The sequence below is a fragment of the Enterococcus sp. HMSC076E04 genome, assembly GCF_001814285.1.
Classification (GTDB): Bacteria; Bacillota; Bacilli; order Lactobacillales; family Enterococcaceae; genus Enterococcus_B; species Enterococcus_B lactis.
This window is the reverse complement of record NZ_KV815559.1, coordinates 127,060-144,489: the sequence shown is the minus strand read 5'-3', so window position 1 is coordinate 144,489 and position 17,430 is coordinate 127,060. Positions and strand designations below refer to the sequence as shown.

Genomic DNA, 17,430 nt, shown 5'->3' with positions numbered 1-17,430 from the left:
AATAAGAAGGTGAAGAAAATGAAAAAGAAAACAGAGAAAAGACCTCAAACAAAAATCAGTATGTTATTACAATTATTCATGGCAGTGATGTTTCTTACAGGAGCTGCAGTTTTTACATATCCATTTTTAGCTGATGCTCTCAGCAATTATTTGGACCAAAGAAGGATCGAGAATTATCAAAAACAGCTTGCACGAGAGAAAGAAGAAAAACATGAGCAACGATTAGCAGTACAAGAAAAGAAAAATCAGGCGCTTGCTAGTACGGCAGCCATCCCAGGAATGGGTCAAGTCAAAGATCCTTTTGAACAAGCGGTTAGAGATGTCCGAAATCCAGGAAAAGAATACTACGAACAACATATGATCGGAGCAATCTATATTCCAAAAATCAATGTTAGCTTGCCTTTATTCGATGAAACAAATGATCTTTTATTAGATAGAGGAGCGACAGTTCTACAAGGTACCTCTTTTCCAATTGGAGGAGAAAATACACATTCCGTCATTACCGCCCATAGCGGTGTTGCTGAGAAAAAATTGTTTACAGATCTTGAAAAAATGGAGAAAAATGACCGTTTCTATCTTGAAGTATATGGTCAGATGCTCGCTTATGAAGTCGTTGAGAAAATCGTTGTCCTTCCAACAAAAACAGATACATTAGCAATCAGAGAAAAACAGGATCTGGTCACACTTATTACTTGCACACCTTATACTGTGAACACCCACAGGTTACTAGTGACAGGGAAGCGAGTCCCCTTTACAGAAGAAGCCTCTTCGAAGATGGAAAAGACAAAAAGATACCATCTTTATCGATTACTTGCGCTCTTATTAGGTGTATTGCTAATACTAACTCTTTTCGGTTATTGGGGTTATCGAAAATTTAAAAGACAAAAACAACCAAAGAAAAATAACAGATGATAGACCAATTATTAAGAATAACATAATAAATTTAAGCTGCTTGGAAGAGACAAACGCGATTAAATCGCCTATTTCCAGTTTTTTTGAACGTTTTCTAAAATGACATTTTACAGGTAAGCCAACTTGTTTCACAAAGGCTTCTTTGATATTGTAGAAGCAAGAAGAAAGATGGAGGGATTTTTTATGGCAAAAATCATGGTAGTCGAGGATGAAGAAATCATTCGACAATTGATTATGGAAGAACTTGAGAAATGGCAATTCGAAACCTTTGGAACGACCGATTTCAACCAAGTATTTTCAGACTTTGAAAGAGAAGAACCACAGCTTGTATTGCTAGACATCAATCTTCCTGTTTTGGATGGGTATTATTGGTGTCAAAAAATACGTGAAGTATCGAAAGTACCGATCATTTTTATCTCCAGCAGGAATACGAATATGGACATGATCATGGCCATGAACATGGGAGCAGATGATTTTGTGACAAAGCCTTTCCAAATCGATGTACTGATTGCCAAAATCAATGCGTTGCTTCGCCGTTCTTATAATTACACAGAATTATCCAGTGAGATGATGAGCCATAATGGTATTACGTTGAATGTCGACAACGGAAGTATGGAGATCAATGGAGAGATCATTGATTTGAGCAAAAATGAATACCGCCTGCTATTTATTTTGATGAAACACAACGGAAAGATCTTAAGCCGTGAAAAATTGCTGCGAGCACTTTGGGATGACGAGCGGTTTGTAGATGACAATACATTGACAGTGAACATCAATCGGTTACGCCGAAAAATCGAACAGGCAGGTATCCAAGGATATATCGAAACAAAAGTAGGACAGGGATATATCGTTCCCTGAAAGGATGAGCTTTTAAGATGAATTTCTTTAAATATTTGAAAGATCAGTGGACATTGATCTTGGGATGGCTGTTTTTTATTGCCTTAACGATCTTTGTGATGTGGCTAGCCCCAAATATCAAAGTGGATTTGAGTACGATTGCTTATTTAGCTTTGATCGAGGGCGTCTTTCTGATTTTTTATCTGCTAGGTGGCTACTTGAGCAAAAGAAGATGGTGGGGGAAGTTAGCTGACATACAAAAAACATCTCCTTTGCAAAATTATTTGAGTGGCGGGCGGACAGAAGAAGAAAAACTGGTAGAAGAATATATCAATCAGCTGATCCGCGAACATCAAGAAGTGATGCAATCAGCAATCAGCAATCAACAAGACCAAAAAGATTATATTGACTCATGGGTCCATGAGATCAAAGTACCACTTTCCGCTTCCAAGTTACTGGTTCGTTCGATCGAGTTCGATATTGACGATCAAAAGTATACCTTACTCGAAAATGAATTATCAAAAATCGACGAATACGTAGAGCAAGTCTTGTATTATGCAAGACTCGACAGTTTCTCGCGGGACTATCTCATCCAAGAGTATGGATTGAAAGGAATCATCCAGCCTGTGATACGCAGTCAGGCCAATTATTTTATCCAAAAAAATCTTCGCTACGAAATCATTGGTGAGGATCATACTGTTTTGACTGATGCTAAATGGGTCGCTTTTATCTTCAACCAACTGCTTAGCAATGCCATCAAATATACGCCGGACCACGGAAATATCATGGTGAGCATAAAAAAGGAAGCGCAAGGAGTCAGTCTTTCTGTTAAAGATTCAGGAATCGGTATCCCGGAGGAAGATTTGAAACGAATCTTTGATAAGGGGTTTACTGGAAGAAATGGACGACTTAGTAAAACGCATTCAACAGGATTAGGCCTGTATTTGGCAAAAAATCTAGCAGAAAAATTAGGTATCCAATTGACGGCTGAATCAACTGAAGGAAAAGGGACGACAATGACTTTATTTTTCCCAATCTTAAATTTTTATAATGAAAAACGTTAGAAAATCGTTAGAAACGAAAAAAAACGCTTGTGTTGTTAACGTTTTCGCTGATAAGTTTCTTATCATGTGAAATAAAAGGAGATTGGTTATGGAAATTTTAATAGCATTAGTCCCTATGTTGGCATGGGGTAGTATTGGTTTAGTAAGTGGTAAAATTGGTGGCGATGCCAATCAACAAACACTAGGAATGACGATTGGTGCATTTCTGTTTTCTTTAGTTGTCTTTTTCGTTGTTAGTCCTGTAATCACCCCTTGGATTTTCTTGATCGGATTTTTATCTGGCTTAGCTTGGAGTGTTGGACAAAATGGACAATTCCATGGAATGAAGTACATGGGTGTTTCTGTAGGGTTACCATTGTCTACTGGTTTTCAATTAATTTTGAATACGATTGCGGGAGCCGTTTTCTTCCAAGAATGGACACAAACGAAAGATTATGTATACGGTATTATTGCTTTAGCTCTTCTTGTAAGCGGTGCGTATTTGACGGCACGACAAGATGACGAAGGAAAAATAGATACAGATAATAAAATGCTTGATTTTGGTAAGGGGTTTAGAGCATTGATCTTCTCTACGATTGGTTATGGCGTATATACGATCATTGTCAACTGGGCGAATTTGGATGCGATGTCAATTATCTTACCTCAAAGTATCGGAATGATCTTAGGTGCAAGCTTCTTTGCTTTCCGTAAAGTTAAAGTAGATCAATTTGTATGGAAAAACATGATCTGTGGATTATTATGGGGCTTAGGTAATATCTGTATGCTTCTAACAGTCAAATCACTTGGTTTAGCTGTTGGATTCTCACTTTCACAAATGGGGATCATTATCTCTACTTTAGGTGGGATTTTCATCCTTGGCGAAAGAAAAACGAAAAAAGAGCTCATTTATGTTATTGTTGGTTGCCTTTTAGTCATTTTAGGTGGTATCCTTTTAGGGTACATGAAAACAGTTTAATCACTGTTTTCCAACCTAAAATGGGGAGGAACTTCAATGGATTTGTTTCGTAAGAAAGAAATCAATCTCAATCATACGAGTGAGATGAAAAAAGAACTAAAAACGTCTGATTTGATCATGCTTGGAATTGGCGCGATCATCGGTACGGGAATATTTGTGGTGACAGGGGTTGCGGCCAATCAAAATGCTGGTCCAGCACTGTCACTTTCATTTGTCTTAGCTGCAATCGTTGTCATTTTGTCTGGACTGAGTTTCGCAGAGTTTGCTTCGCGAGTGCCAGTGATCGGTGGGCCATATGCCTATCTGTATGTTGTCTTTGGTGAATTTGCTGCCTGGTTGACAGGGTGGTTGTTAATCGGGGAATTTTTGCTAGCAGTTTCCTCTGTGGCTTCCGGCTGGTCTGGCTATATGCAAGGTTTCTTGAAAAGCTTAGGAGCCGAACTTCCACAAGCATTAACTGGCGGGTACAATTCGGAAAATGGTACATACATTGACTTGATTGCGGTACTCGTAGTGATATTCGTCACTTACATCGTGTCGCTTGAAGCCAAGAAAGCATTACGTTTGAATAATGTCATGGTATATGTCAAATTTAGTATCATCGCGTTGTTTATCATTGTAGGGATATTTTTCGTTAAGCCTGATAATTGGCAGCCATTTATGCCTTTTGGTTTTTCCGGTGTGCTAGATGGTGCAGCTCTTGTGTTTTTTGCTTTCTTGGGATTTGATGCTGTTGCAATGGCAGCTGAGGAAGTCAAAAACCCACAAAAAGATGTACCAAGAGGGATCATTGGTTCGATACTGATCGCTACGGTCCTTTATATCATCGTGACGTTGATCTTGACAGGAATCGTTCCTTATACTGAACTAGGTGTCAATGATCCAGTGGCCTTTGCCATGAGGTATGTAGGACATGGAACAGTTGGCGCAGTGATTGCTGTAGGGGCAATCTTGACGTTGCTGACGGTGACGATCTCGATGATGTATTCACTCGCTCGTTTGTTGTTTGCTGTCAGCAAGGATGGTTTGCTACCTAAATTTATGACAGAAATCGATCAAAAGCATCGTACACCGAAAAAAGCGACTTATGCCGCTGGTGTGGCAGCTGTATTCTTTGCCGGATTTTTCCCATTGAATGTATTGGCGGAACTAACGAATATCATGGCGCTCGCCTATTTGATGCTAGTTAGTCTAGGCTTACTGAAGTTAAGAAAAATGTTTGGCAAACCAAAAGCAGGAGAATTCAAAGTGCCATTCGTTCCGATCTTGCCAATCGTCTCGATCTTGACTTGTATCGTCTTGATGCTTCGTCTGCAGACGGTGACTTGGATCGTGTTCGGTATCGTAATGGTTATTGGACTGATCATTTATTTTGGCTATGGCTATGGACACAGCAAGATGAACGAGAAATAGATTCCAATGGAGAAGTTAGAAGAAAGATAAGAAAAACGCCCATCAACAGTTTATTGAACTGTTGATGGGCGTTTGTTTTAGTAACAAGCAAAAAATGGTCTATTGGGTTAAATCCAAAAGTTTTTGTTTCAGATCTTCTTCCATGTGTCCAAGTTCTACTTCTGCATGACGACGTTTTTCTTTTCCTTCTTTTTGGATACGCAAAGTTTCTTGGATCGTTTCGATCAAATCGTTTTGTGTAGTTTGCAGGGTCTCAATATCCACGATTCCGCGTTCGTTTTCTTTCGCTGTTTCGATGGCTGAGATTTTCAGCATTTCTGAATTTTTCTTCAATAAGTCGTTTGTTGTTTCAGAGACTTGGCGTTGAGCGGTCACTGCATCTTTTTGACGAAGCAAGGTCAATGCGATCACGACTTGGTTTTTCCACAGCGGAATGGCTGTAGCGATAGATGCTTGGATCTTTTCAGCTAAGGCCTGATTTGTATTTTGAATCAAGCGGATTTGTGGGGCTTGCTGAATCGTGATCTGTCTAGCTAAGCGAAGGTCATGTGTACGTTTATCCAGACGATCTAGGAATTGTGTATAATCGTTGGCGATTTGGACATCCATCTGATCACCAGTTTCTTCTGCTTTTTTCATTGCTTCTGGAATGATCGTTGTTTGAAGTTCTTCCATTTTCAATTCTCCAGCAGCAATATAAATATTCAATGCATCAAAGTAGTCTTTGTTTTTTTGGTAAAGCTGTTCTAACATCAGATTATCTTTTAATAGTCCGTCTTTTTCTTTATCTAATTTCACTGAGATCTTGTCGATTTGTGCACCAATTTTTTGATATTTTGCTGTCACTTCATAAATCGATTGTTTGACCTTACCGAAGACACGTTGGAAGATATTTCCTTCTCCGGCACGCAGTTCATCAGGGTTGGCTTCTTGGAGACGGTACATCAGTTCAGTCAACGAATCTCCGACTGGGCCAATATCTTGAGCTTGTACGTGATTCAACATTGATTGTGAGAACTCACTTAATTTCGCTTGAGCAGCTGAGCCATAGCTGATGACAGACTGTGCATCATTGGCATCGATTTTTGCTGCCAGCTGTTTTGCTTGTTCTTGGCGTTCCGCCGGTAGTTTGTCAATTAAGCGAGCAGCTGTCTGTTGCTCTTGGAGCTGATCAATCTCCGCTTGTTGTGAAGTGGTCAGCGTGTCTGTTGGGGTTGAAAACGGGTTGTTCAATAAGTCTTCAAGTGTATCGTTAACTGGTGTGATATCTTTTGTTTCAGTCGGTTTATGATCCATAAAAAATTCCTCCTTGTCGTATCTGTTCTCGATTCTTACATGAATGTCTCTACTTTAGAAAAAGTACTCGAAACAACCAGACATCATCTGAATGTTCCGAGTCTTTTTTATGAACAAAAGAGTTACTCTTTTTGTTCTGGTTCATGTTTATTATCACGCTTTAAGCTTTGTTTCGCAACAGATATCTCTACGTCGATGTCGTCTAGGTCATCAGCGACGAATTTTTGATAATCTTGTGCAATCAAAGCGGATAGCTGATCGATGATTTGCGCGCTTTCTTCTAGTTTTTCATAGGTTTGTTTGTTTTTGATCTCATGGTCATTGATCTCATTATACTTATTTGTCAAATCAACTAGATTCGGCAGATGCGTATAAAGAAATTGACTTGCTTCATGCAGTCGGTTTGGTTCCTTCACTAATTCTTTGAATAAAGCTTTTGCCGCTTTGACTGGATCATGACGGAGATCGATTGCTTTAAGTTTGGCTGTCTGCTGCATGTTCGCTTGCAACTGATTGATCTCGTTTTTTGTTTGATTCATCGTTTGTCGGAAAAATGAGATTTCATTCGCTGTCATACCGCTTTTTTCATAGTGAGTCTCAAGTTCGTCAGTCAGTGCAGGGATTTCTTCTTGTTTTCCTTTTTTCCTGCGCGAACCGAAGAGCCCCCACAAAACTAAAACCACGCCTATCAATAAAAGTCCTAGAACAAAAGAAAAACCATTGTTTCGGACAAAGAGAAACAGCAAGACCAGTGCTAGAAGCCACGGCCAATTTCGTTTTATCATAATAAGCCCTCCAAGTCATTTATCGTTGAGTATTGAATTCTTTCCGTTATTCGATTACATTCTTATTTTAGCATACTGACTACTAGAAAGAGTATCGGACTAAAGAAGGATTTTCTATATTTAGAGAAAATCTAAGGTTTATCTATGGTAAACTAATAGGGAGTTTTCGAGAAAAATTGAAAAATGAAAAAAAAGCAGTTATGATTACAAAGAAAGCAGGAGAAGATATGCTGAACAATGAGCAATTTGAAGAAAAAACAATCAGTCGCAAAGAAATCTATAGCGGGAAAATTATCGATGTTGCTGTAGATGAAGTTCGTTTACCAGACGGGGGAACTTCGAAGAGGGAACTGGTATTTCATCCTGGCGGTGTTGGGATCATTGCTTTTGATGAACATGACCGCCTGCTCCTTGTCAAACAGTTTCGAAAGCCTTTAGAAAAAGTGATCTTGGAGATACCAGCTGGAAAAATCGATCCAGGAGAAGGAAAAAATCCTGAAATGACTGCAGCCAGAGAATTAGAAGAAGAAACCGGCTATCGTGCGAAGTCGCTGAGCCATCTTACTTCGATGTATCTTTCACCAGGTTTTGCAAATGAAGTCCTTCATATTTATCATGCACAAGGAGTAGAGAAGGTCGAGAATCCTTTAGCTCAAGATGAAGACGAAGTACTGGAGCTGTATCATCTAACTCTTGAAGAGGCACAACAAGCGATGAAAGATCAGTTGATTTGTGATGCAAAGACGATTTATGCGATTCAATACTGGAAATTATTGACCAAAGGAAAGTAGAGGGATCGGCTTATGGCCAAAGGACCGCTTATTACGCGAAGCGAACTTCGCAAGCGACAACAAGCACAAGCAAGCGAGTCATTAAAAAAACAGCGAAAAGCAGAAACAGCTTATCAGCAAGAAGAAAAAAAGATTGCCAGCTTTTATCGTAAAGAAAGCAAAAAGAATAAACCAATCACGAAAACAAGGATCAGTGAACGAGAAAAGACGACCAAATGGAACTCTTTTTTGATGAAATCTCTTATTATTGTTATCCTAATGTTATGTGTGGTTTTTTTAGCAATCGCATTTATATAGAAAGAAGGAATTAAAAAGATGAAAATCGGTATTATCGGCGCAATGGAAGAAGAAGTAAAAATTTTGAGAGAGAACCTAAGCGAACCATTATCATGGGAACGCGCAGGCGCTTTATTTATTTCAGGTTCATTAGGTAACCACGAAGTGATTGTCGTCCGTTCCGGTATAGGAAAAGTCTTAGCATCTATTACCACAAGTCTGTTGATACAACAATACGGCGTGAACATGGTGATCAATACAGGTTCAGCTGGCGGGATCGGTGAAGGCTTACAAGTAGGCGACATTGTTATATCAGATAAAGTAGCTTACTTTGATGCAGATGCAACAGGATTTGGCTACAAACCAGGTCAATTACCAGGTATGCCTCTATATTATGAAGCAAGCACATATTTGCGCAGTGAAATGGCTAAAGCAGCAAAAGCAACGGATTTGAATGCAAAAGAAGGATTGATCGTTACAGGCGATACATTTGTCGATTCTCCAGATAAAATCAAAGAAATCTTAACGAATTTCCCAGAAGCTTTAGCTTGTGAAATGGAAGGAGCCGCTGTTGGACAAACGGCCCGTCAGTTCAATATCCCATTTTTGATCGTACGTGCAATGAGTGACACAGCGGATCACTCGGCGACACAAAGCTTTGACGAATTTATCGAAGACGCAGGCAAGCGATCAGCAGAAATGGTGATCGAATTTGTCAAACATCTCGTATAAGGAGGACTAAGATGAACGCATTGATTTCGATTGACTATACCTATGATTTTGTTGCAGAGGATGGAAAGCTGACGACTGGTGCAGCAGGACAAGCAATTGAAAAAAAGCTGACTGCCCACACAAAAAAGTTTATGGAGCAAAAGGATTTTGTCGTTTTTGCCATTGATGCACATGATCCAAAAGATTCTTTCCATCCAGAGAACCGCTTATTTCCTCCGCATAATGTGATAGGAACGAGTGGACGGGAATTGTACGGCTCTTTAAAAAATTTGTACCAAGAGCATGAGCAGCAGGAAAATGTTTATTGGATAGACAAACGGCATTATTCCGCTTTTAGTGGAACAGATCTAGACATTCGTTTGCGAGAACGTCAGATCACAGATGTTTATTTGACCGGCGTGTGTACAGATATTTGTGTGTTGCATACAGCAGTCGATGCGTATAATCTAGGATACAAACTCCATATTTTCAAAGATGCCGTGGCAAGTTTTGATCCTGTCGGACATGAATGGGCATTGAGACATTTTAAATCCACGTTAGGTGCAGAGATTCTATAAAAAAACAAAACTTTTTTTAAAATAAAAATCAAAAAATAATAAAAGAAGAGCGTAAAACGAATCACATTGTTTTGTGCTCTTCTTTTGTTTGTTATTTTTTATCAAACATATCATTTTCACTGTAATAAATCCCTATATTATTAACAACTAAAGTGATATTTTTCTTTTCATAAAATATCACTTATTATAATTTTGTTTTTTATTGACAGCAAAAATAAATTAGGTAATACTTTAAGTAAACGCTTTCTAATTTGTTTCAGGAGGGATGGACTTGATAAAAAAACGAATAAAATACAGTGCACTAATGATGAATCTCCTCATGCTCAGTACTCCGATTTTGACTTCTGTCGTTGAAGTTGCTGCTAACGAACAGACTGTGAACGAAGAAAATGCACACGTGAACAGCGAAGGAACGGCAATATTGGAGGAAGAATCAACGGCTAGTGAAGAGAAGGATGTGGAAGAAGGAAATGATCCTATGATAAAAGAATCAGAAAATGAAAAGACAGAAAAGCAATCTGATGAAGTTCCTGAAGAGTGGAAAGGGGTAGTTTTCGGAGAAAGCACAAGTGCCAGCAGATATGCGATTGAACCATTAGAAGACGGCGTGCGGCTCTCTTCCACGAATAACGGCGGAAAATTCCAGTCAAGCGGATCAGATGGAATGACCTATTATTATCAAGCCATTCCGAAAGATACCAATTTTAGGATGCGGGCGACGATTGAAATAGAATCTTGGACCTATACAAATGCTCAAGAAGGATTTGCATTGATGGTGAGAGACACAGTACCAAAAGATCATTTGTTTGGGCAAGCATTTTATTCGAATTCATTTGCCATACTGGGCAGTCGGATCGAATATGTCTGGGACTCGGATAGACAAGAAGTGGTCAGCACGAACGGCAGCAAATATACGATGCGACTTGGATTGGGGACACGGGCAATCACAGGAATATCATCTGAAGATCCTCAAGCCGCGCCTGCTCCTGGGAGTGTCTCAGTGGAAACAACGCCTTTAGAGACTTCAGCAGGGCTCTTAGAAAAAGAAGCAGGTTCTTATAATATATTCGGAAACGGTCATGGGAATCTGTTTCCGGCTACGGATTCGATTACTAAACTAGATGTAGAGATGAAAAAAACGAACACTGGTTTAGAGGCATATTATTACGATCCTGAAACAGGGGAAGAGCTAGCTTCTGACATCATGTATGACTGGGAAAAGCTATATGCTTCCGATGAATCGGTTATTTATGCAGGATTTGCTGCAGCAAGGAATATGACGATCAAGGTAGAAGGAATAGAAGTGGCTTACTCAGATCCTGCGACAGATCCTCCTGGACAAGAAAGGCCCATTCGCTTGATTGATCCGATTTACACTGTGACCTCTAGTAATCATTCAGGAAACCAAGACCATACTATGTCCTTTAGAGCAAATGCTGACGGATTATTAACAATCAAAAATCAAGCAACAGGAGAGGTACTTGAGAACGCGAAAGACTTGGCAATCACTGCAAATCGGGAATTTGATTATCAGACAAAATTGATGGAAGGAACGAACGAATTTACTTTCAGTTTTACACCAGATAAAAACTATCCGCCAGAAGAATACGTAGAGATGGCTAGTTATGAAACAAAAGAGATCCTGCATACAGTTGATTACCGTAAACCTAAATACTCGACAGTTTATGTAACACCGGAAGGGTCAGATACAGGAAACGGAAGCAGACAAAATCCGTTATCTCTGACGCAAGCATTGAGATACGCATATGCTGGGCAGACAATCGTCCTGGCTCCTGGAACTTATTCCTTTGAAAGAGGATTGACGATTCCAAAAGGAGTTAACGGGACAAGAGAAAACCCGATTCAATTGATTGCAGAGAAAAATCCAGAAAACAAGCGACCTGTACTTGATTTTAAAGGAACTGGAAATGGGATGACACTGTTTAGTCACTACTGGGTTTTACGTGGGTTTGACGTTACAAATAGTGCTGCTATGCAAAAAGGATTGCAGATTTCTGGAAACCATAATTTGATTGAAGAGATCCATGCTTATCGGAATGGAAATACAGGAATCCAAATCAGTGGTAGCTCAAATGATCCTTTCGAAGCATGGCCAGCGCATAACTTAGTCAAGAACTGTACATCTTTTGAAAATGCCGACCCGGGATTTGAAGATGCCGATGGATTTGCGGCCAAACTGACAATAGGAGAAGGGAATGTATTTGACGGTTGTATCGCTTATCATAATGCAGATGATGGTTGGGATCTTTTTGCTAAAAATGAAACAGGTTCAATCGGGAAAGTAGTCATCAAAAACTCAGTTGCTTATCGAAACGGTTGGGTACCGGGAGTTGAAGGAGAAGGGAACGGTAATGGATTCAAAATGGGTGGTTCCTCTTTATCGGGCCCTCATGAATTGATCAATAGTTTGTCTTTCGAAAATCTTGCGAAAGGAATCGATTCCAATAGCGGAACAGATATTATCGTCAATAGCAGTACAAGCTTCAACAATGGTTCCTATAATGTGGCTCTTTATACCTCTTCGGCAGGAAACACAGACTTCCATGCTTCTGGTATCTTATCTTTCCGAACAGAAAATCTTGAGATGAGAGAGCAGATCCGCCCATTGAATCAAAACGAAGATCAAATCTATCACTCGTTGAACTACTATTGGAATGAACGAGAGAAACAATCAGAAAATACTCTTGGACATACCGTATCAAAAGATTGGATCGAATCTCTAAATACACATTCGCAAGAAGGGCAGCAGCCTGTTACGCGCTATGCGAATGGAAGCATCCATGTCCATGGATTGATGCAAATCAAACCGGAGAATCGTCAAACAGAAAAGGGAAGAGTAGATGGTCTTCCACTATCTGTAGGTGCTACTTTTGACGGAGAAACCTCACCGTCTTCGGAGTATCCAGAATATGCAATCGTACAAGAACCAAATCAGACAAAACCAAACGAACAAAATAATCCAATCATTATCCAAGAGGCAAATGGTGTGACGGAGAATGCAGAAGGAAATATCATCGAACTGAAGCCTTTTACAGTATCTGTGTCAGCATTCACACCAAATCAAGGAACGCCTGTCTTCGAAGATATGCGTTATTTCCCAGAAAAGATCCAAATCGTTGAAACACAGTCAAGTGCTCAATTTTCTAATCATACCGCTATTTTTTCAGCACCCTCAAAAGGAGAATATACGCTAGAAGTCACTTATCGTTCGGAAACATTTGATGGTGAAAAATGGGTTGCTCATACAGAACCTGTTACCCAGCAAAAAGCGATCACAGTGCGAGAAGCTGTCAGTGTGCCGCCGGGAACTGATGAACCAGAAGGGGAAAATCCAGGGAATGGATCGCCAAATGAAAAACCTTCTGATCCAGATGGGACAGCAAAAGAAAGGGAAAAAGATGGCGCTCAAGGACTTCCACAAACAGGAGAGTCTAATAGCCCGTTGTTAGCAGTAGCTGGAGGAATTTTGTTGATCGGTGTAGCTGCTTATGTCATGAAACAGCGAAAAAAATAAACGCACGGTATCTTTTTGATAAGGTAGAACAATTAGTTGAGGAAAGTAAAAAAAGAAGGAAGTGAGACGTCAATTCGTCCCGCTTCCTTCTATCATTTTTATAGATGAGATCCCACTTGCTGTGTTTGTTTGGCTGTTCTTATTTCTTGAAGTAGGACAGCTTTTTCACAACCTCTGATATACGGTGTTCAAAAGCTTGCATCTGCGGTAATAAGCCCAACCAAACGAAAAATAGGAGGAGCTATTTTTGTTTGGCTGTTCTTATTACTTGATGCAGGACAGCTTTTTCACAACCTCTTACCAGATTCGCACTCTTTTTTCTGGCGCTAGATACATAGCATCTTGTTCCGTGACACCAAATGTTTCATAGAATTCGTCAAGGTTTTTGGGTTGCACATTTGCTCGAAGTTTAGCAGGGGCATGAACATCGATTTGCAGTAAAAGTTGTTGGTATTCTTTTTTTGCTTTTGTACGCCAAATCGTTGCCCAATTGACAAAGAATTCTTCGATAGAAAGATCTGATTCTGTTTTTGCTGCTTCCAATGCACAGCTTAGACCGCCTGCATCCGCAATGTTTTCTGAAACAGTTAATTTTCCGTTTACTTTTCCGTCAGCAAAAGGCAGACCATCGAATTCTTCGATCATTGCTTGTGCTTTGTTTTGGAATTGTGCAAGATCTTCTTCTGTCCACCAATTGTTCAAGTTGCCATATTCATCAAACAAAGCGCCGTTATTATCAAATGCATGGGAAATCTCATGAGCGATAACAGCTCCGATTCCCCCGTAATTAGCAGAGCTTGATTGTTCTAGACTGTAAAACGGTGCTTGAAGGATGGCTGCCGGAAAGACGATCACATTCCGGAATGGATGATAATAAGCATTGACTGTATCAGCGCTCATTTCCCATTCTGAACGATCCACTGGTTTGTTCCATTTGCTGAAACGATCTTTTAATGTGAGTTTGCTGAAAGCAAGAGTGTTTGAAAGCAAAGTACCACCTTGATCTGCAGGCACTGTTTTGAATTGGTCGAATAGTGCTGGGATCTTATCGGGGTAACCGACTTGGATACCTAAGTTATTTAATTTTATGACGGCTTTTTCTTTTGTTGCATCCCCAAGCCAGTCATTTTCTTCTAGCCGTTTTTTATAAACGGCAATCATTTTTTTCACCATTTGCTCTACATCTTTTTTAGCAGCTTCGCCGAAATATTTTTTCCCGTAGTAATCACCAACGACTTGATCAAATTGACCAGAGGCAAGATAATACGCTGCTTTTTTCTGAGGCATTGCTTCGTCTGTTCCAGACAATACGCGAGAATAGATTCCGCTGACTTGGCGGAATTCTTCTGATAGATACCCACTAAGAGAACGTACTGTTTTAATAATCATCCAGCTTTTGAATAAGGGGAAATGAGCTTCTGTCAGGATGTCATTCAAATGATCAAAGTACACTGGATCAGTGACGATCACTTTATCTGGGGTTGTCCCAATCAAACCAGTGACAAGTTTTTTCAAGTCAAGTTTATCTGTGTATTGAATAAATGTGTCAAAAGATTGCGGATTATACATTTTGCTGTAATCTGCGTTTTCTTCTGCACTTTTTACATGAGGAGCAATCAATTTATCAAATTGCACTGCTTGTTCTGTGATTGCTTCTGCCTGACTTTTTTCTTTGCCAGCAAGCTCCAATAATTGAACCGCCATATCAAAGAAAACGCCCATTAGTTGTGCACCGTTAGGATGTTCTGGTGCATAATACGTCTTATCTGGAAGAAATAAAGAAGGCGGATAAGCAAAGAAAGCATTCGTCTGTGCATTCTTCATATCAGCATCTACATCTAGATTAAATGGCAATGGTAGTGTATCCAACAACCATTCCGGGAATTGCTCATTCAATTCGTCGAAAGACTGCAATGATTCAACTTTCTCGATTACAGGCTGAAGTGGTTGAGCATGCAACTCATTTCTTCGGTCATAATCGTTTGCCAGTTGATAATAAGCAAGGAAATGTTTCATTTTTTCTGAAGATACTTTTTCTGGATGGGCAAGCAGATCGTCTGTTTCTCCCATCAAAAGTTGGTCGATCCCGTCAACTAAGTCTTGGAAACCGCCTGTAGCTGGTTTATCTGCAGGGATTTTTGCTGTTTTTTGCCATTCTTCATTGACTGCTTCATAGAAATCTTGTTTCAATCGTTCTTTGTTCATTCATCGATCGCTCCTTTTTTGTTTCGTGTGCCCATTATCTTACAAAATGAAGGAATTAACAAATAGAACATAAAAAATTTGAAAATTCGGACAATCAAACTGATTTGTTTTTTTCAATCGTTCACTTATAATGAAAAAAAGGAGGCGATCCCAACTGAAACAAGTAGTGGATAAACCTTTCTATTTTAAAATAGATAAAAAAATCAAAAAATTAGCCAGCACCCAGCAACTACAATCAAAAAAAAGCGAACGGCTTTTTTTAGCACTGATTTTTGAAGATCAAAGTTATGTGATCATCGATCAATCAGGACATCCGATAGAATACTCTCCAGCAGAATATACCTATCAAGAGGGTATTTCTCGTAGCCAATGGAGACTGATCAATGAAGCACCAATCGAGTTCTCTCAATGGATCCACAGAAAAGAAGAGGTGCCTGTTTTGATCGAAGAAAAAAGGTCAGGAAAAGAACTCACAAATTGTTGGGTGGGATTGCCAGAAGAACGTTTTTTAAGGTATAAGAAATGGGCTACTCCTTCAGGTTATCTTTGCGGGACTTATGCGGCGGCGGTTTTACTTGCCTACTATCAAGACTATCGTGAAGAGTGGATGCTTCCCCTAGAGATCCGCAAGAAAAACACGTCTAACTCGATGGCATTGACAAAGGCGTTGCGTAGCCAAATCCAACCACTAGGCCTTCCTACGATTCCTTTTCAAGTCAGTACAGGGATTTCTAGTTTTTTAAAGAAGAATGGCAATCACGAGCGTGCACGAGCAACTCTTCTAGGTTCATGGCAGCGAGCCACAAAACGTATACGTGAAGGCAAGCCTGTGATGATTGGAATCCTGAAAGTACTTGGTAGTACTTACGGCAATCATTGGGTGACGGCGTATGCTTATTTTGAAACTGAAACAGAAGAACGTTATTACAAAGTACACGACAACTGGGGGGACTATCATAAAGTTATTCCTGCCAGTTGGAGTAACGGAACAGTTTCACTTCCTTAAGAATTTGCTGAAATTAACAGAAAATCTTGGAAAAATATGTTAAACTATCGAAGAATAGAGAAGTTTTGGGGAGGACTACATGAGTAATAAGTATCAGGACGACACGTTGAAGATTTTTAGTTTGAATGGGAATCGTCCATTAGCTGAAAAAATCGCGAAAGTGTTTGGAACAGAATTAGGTAAAAGCGTCGTGAAGCAATTTAGTGATGGGGAGATTTCCATCAATATTGAAGAAAGTATCCGTGGGGATCATGTGTACATCGTTCAATCAACGAATGCACCTGTCAATGACTACTACATGGAACTGCTGATTATGATTGATGCAATGAAGCGAGCAAGTGCGAAAACGATCAATGTCGTATTGCCTTACTATGGGTATGCTAGACAAGACCGCACGGCGAAACCTCATGAACCGATCACTGCGAAATTGATTGCTAACTTAATCGAAGAAGCAGGAGCAACTCGAGTACTGACTTTAGATTTGCACACGGTTCAAGTACAAGGATTCTTTGATATTCCTGTAGATAATTTATTTACGATGCCATTGTTTGCTCATTATTACCGTCAATTAGGTCTGACGGGAGATGATATCGTAGTTGTGTCGCCAAAAAACAGCGGCGTTCAGCGTGCACGTAGTCTTTCAGAATATTTGAACAGTACATTAGCCATCGTAGACCATGCAGATGATGCTTCAACGGAGGGTGGTTATGTGATTGGTGATGTTCAAGGAAAGACATGTATCATGGTAGATGATATCTTGAACACCGGAGCAACGCTTGCACGAGCAGCAAATGTATTAAAAGAAAACGGCGCAAAAGAAGTATATGCCTGTGCGTCACATGGATTATTATCCGATCATGCGAAAAGCATTTTAGACAATGCACCAATCAAAGATATTTGTATCACTGATTCTGTTTTCACAGAAGAAAATCGTCATCCGGAAAACTTAACGATCGTTACATGCTCAGAATTAATGGGTGAAGCGGTCAAACGCATCCATGAAAATACACCGATGAGTCCGTTATTCCGTCTGGAAGAAAAAGAATTCGAATAAGAAAAAAGACAA

At 39.7% G+C, this 17,430-nt stretch carries 15 protein-coding genes; 12 read left to right on the top strand and 3 right to left on the bottom strand.

Annotated features, from left to right (window positions below; genetic code table 11):
* The first annotated feature begins 18 nt into the window (after nt 1–18).
* The 5 genes from HMPREF2961_RS01260 to HMPREF2961_RS01240 all read left to right on the top strand — a co-directional run bounded on the left by HMPREF2961_RS01260 (nt 19) and on the right by HMPREF2961_RS01240 (nt 5,181).
* Nucleotides 19–912 carry a class C sortase gene (locus HMPREF2961_RS01260; RefSeq protein WP_025477194.1) on the top strand — a complete coding sequence of 298 codons (894 nt, stop codon included), beginning with the start codon at nt 19–21 and terminating at the stop codon, nt 910–912.
* Nucleotides 913–1,095: 183 nt separating this feature from the next.
* Nucleotides 1,096–1,770: a two-component system response regulator SapR gene (gene sapR, locus HMPREF2961_RS01255; protein WP_002291233.1), complete on the top strand. Its 675-nt coding sequence runs from the start codon at nt 1,096–1,098 to the stop codon at nt 1,768–1,770.
* Nucleotides 1,771–1,787: 17 nt separating this feature from the next.
* Nucleotides 1,788–2,813, top strand: a complete 1,026-nt coding sequence (sapS, locus tag HMPREF2961_RS01250; RefSeq protein WP_002308195.1) for a two-component system sensor histidine kinase SapS — start codon at nt 1,788–1,790, stop codon at nt 2,811–2,813.
* Between the two features lie 88 nt (nt 2,814–2,901).
* Nucleotides 2,902–3,768, top strand: coding sequence for a GRP family sugar transporter (locus tag HMPREF2961_RS01245; RefSeq protein ID WP_002291228.1), 867 nt, complete (start codon nt 2,902–2,904; stop codon nt 3,766–3,768).
* 36 nt (nt 3,769–3,804) lie between these two features.
* Nucleotides 3,805–5,181, top strand: coding sequence for an amino acid permease (locus HMPREF2961_RS01240; RefSeq protein ID WP_002314537.1), 1,377 nt, complete (start codon nt 3,805–3,807; stop codon nt 5,179–5,181).
* A gap of 99 nt (nt 5,182–5,280) precedes the next feature.
* Here HMPREF2961_RS01240 and HMPREF2961_RS01235 read toward each other — a convergent pair whose 3' ends face one another.
* A complete protein-coding gene (locus HMPREF2961_RS01235; protein WP_002291224.1) occupies nt 5,281–6,477 on the bottom strand; it encodes a toxic anion resistance protein in 1,197 nt (398 codons plus the stop codon).
* A gap of 122 nt (nt 6,478–6,599) precedes the next feature.
* A complete protein-coding gene (locus tag HMPREF2961_RS01230) occupies nt 6,600–7,262 on the bottom strand; it encodes a 5-bromo-4-chloroindolyl phosphate hydrolysis family protein (protein WP_002374972.1) in 663 nt (220 codons plus the stop codon).
* Nucleotides 7,263–7,489: 227 nt separating this feature from the next.
* On the opposite strand from HMPREF2961_RS01230, the gene HMPREF2961_RS01225 reads away from it, so the two are divergent.
* From HMPREF2961_RS01225 to HMPREF2961_RS01205, 5 genes are all read left to right on the top strand, one after another.
* On the top strand, nt 7,490–8,053 hold the full coding sequence (locus tag HMPREF2961_RS01225; protein ID WP_025477195.1) for an NUDIX hydrolase: 564 nt from the start codon (nt 7,490–7,492) through the stop codon (nt 8,051–8,053).
* A gap of 12 nt (nt 8,054–8,065) precedes the next feature.
* The gene (macP, locus tag HMPREF2961_RS01220; protein WP_002286760.1) at nt 8,066–8,350 is read left to right on the top strand and encodes a cell wall synthase accessory phosphoprotein MacP; all 285 of its coding nucleotides are present in this window, start codon (nt 8,066–8,068) and stop codon (nt 8,348–8,350) included.
* An 18-nt stretch (nt 8,351–8,368) separates the two neighbouring features.
* On the top strand, nt 8,369–9,061 hold the full coding sequence (locus tag HMPREF2961_RS01215) for a 5'-methylthioadenosine/adenosylhomocysteine nucleosidase (RefSeq protein ID WP_002308200.1): 693 nt from the start codon (nt 8,369–8,371) through the stop codon (nt 9,059–9,061).
* 11 nt (nt 9,062–9,072) lie between these two features.
* Nucleotides 9,073–9,618 (top strand): cysteine hydrolase family protein, encoded by a 546-nt coding sequence (locus HMPREF2961_RS01210; RefSeq protein WP_002314540.1) that lies wholly within the window; start codon nt 9,073–9,075, stop codon nt 9,616–9,618.
* A gap of 265 nt (nt 9,619–9,883) precedes the next feature.
* Nucleotides 9,884–13,153: a right-handed parallel beta-helix repeat-containing protein gene (locus HMPREF2961_RS01205; RefSeq protein ID WP_083314191.1), complete on the top strand. Its 3,270-nt coding sequence runs from the start codon at nt 9,884–9,886 to the stop codon at nt 13,151–13,153.
* A 297-nt stretch (nt 13,154–13,450) separates the two neighbouring features.
* Here the strand turns inward: HMPREF2961_RS01205 and HMPREF2961_RS01200 are convergent, their stop codons facing one another.
* Entirely contained in the window at nt 13,451–15,358 is a 1,908-nt protein-coding gene (locus HMPREF2961_RS01200; RefSeq protein ID WP_038398445.1) for a M13 family metallopeptidase, read from the bottom strand.
* Nucleotides 15,359–15,488: 130 nt separating this feature from the next.
* On the opposite strand from HMPREF2961_RS01200, the gene HMPREF2961_RS01195 reads away from it, so the two are divergent.
* Both HMPREF2961_RS01195 and HMPREF2961_RS01190 read left to right on the top strand, forming a co-directional pair.
* Nucleotides 15,489–16,364, top strand: coding sequence for a hypothetical protein (locus HMPREF2961_RS01195; protein ID WP_002314543.1), 876 nt, complete (start codon nt 15,489–15,491; stop codon nt 16,362–16,364).
* 79 nt (nt 16,365–16,443) lie between these two features.
* Nucleotides 16,444–17,418, top strand: a complete 975-nt coding sequence (locus tag HMPREF2961_RS01190) for a ribose-phosphate diphosphokinase (RefSeq protein WP_002286741.1) — start codon at nt 16,444–16,446, stop codon at nt 17,416–17,418.
* The last annotated feature ends 12 nt before the right edge of the window (nt 17,419–17,430 follow it).

What these genes read in the sequence shown, in the direction of transcription:
- HMPREF2961_RS01260 (WP_025477194.1), top strand. Translation starts at nt 19, where the DNA reads ATGAAAAAGAAAACAGAGAAAAGACCTCAAACAAAAATCAGTATGTTA.
- sapR (WP_002291233.1), top strand. Translation starts at nt 1,096, where the DNA reads ATGGCAAAAATCATGGTAGTCGAGGATGAAGAAATCATTCGACAATTG.
- sapS (WP_002308195.1), top strand. Translation starts at nt 1,788, where the DNA reads ATGAATTTCTTTAAATATTTGAAAGATCAGTGGACATTGATCTTGGGA.
- HMPREF2961_RS01245 (WP_002291228.1), top strand. Translation starts at nt 2,902, where the DNA reads ATGGAAATTTTAATAGCATTAGTCCCTATGTTGGCATGGGGTAGTATT.
- HMPREF2961_RS01240 (WP_002314537.1), top strand. Translation starts at nt 3,805, where the DNA reads ATGGATTTGTTTCGTAAGAAAGAAATCAATCTCAATCATACGAGTGAG.
- HMPREF2961_RS01235 (WP_002291224.1), bottom strand. Translation starts at nt 6,477, where the DNA reads ATGGATCATAAACCGACTGAAACAAAAGATATCACACCAGTTAACGAT.
- HMPREF2961_RS01230 (WP_002374972.1), bottom strand. Translation starts at nt 7,262, where the DNA reads ATGATAAAACGAAATTGGCCGTGGCTTCTAGCACTGGTCTTGCTGTTT.
- HMPREF2961_RS01225 (WP_025477195.1), top strand. Translation starts at nt 7,490, where the DNA reads ATGCTGAACAATGAGCAATTTGAAGAAAAAACAATCAGTCGCAAAGAA.
- macP (WP_002286760.1), top strand. Translation starts at nt 8,066, where the DNA reads ATGGCCAAAGGACCGCTTATTACGCGAAGCGAACTTCGCAAGCGACAA.
- HMPREF2961_RS01215 (WP_002308200.1), top strand. Translation starts at nt 8,369, where the DNA reads ATGAAAATCGGTATTATCGGCGCAATGGAAGAAGAAGTAAAAATTTTG.
- HMPREF2961_RS01210 (WP_002314540.1), top strand. Translation starts at nt 9,073, where the DNA reads ATGAACGCATTGATTTCGATTGACTATACCTATGATTTTGTTGCAGAG.
- HMPREF2961_RS01205 (WP_083314191.1), top strand. Translation starts at nt 9,884, where the DNA reads ATGGACTTGATAAAAAAACGAATAAAATACAGTGCACTAATGATGAAT.
- HMPREF2961_RS01200 (WP_038398445.1), bottom strand. Translation starts at nt 15,358, where the DNA reads ATGAACAAAGAACGATTGAAACAAGATTTCTATGAAGCAGTCAATGAA.
- HMPREF2961_RS01195 (WP_002314543.1), top strand. Translation starts at nt 15,489, where the DNA reads ATGAAAAAAAGGAGGCGATCCCAACTGAAACAAGTAGTGGATAAACCT.
- HMPREF2961_RS01190 (WP_002286741.1), top strand. Translation starts at nt 16,444, where the DNA reads ATGAGTAATAAGTATCAGGACGACACGTTGAAGATTTTTAGTTTGAAT.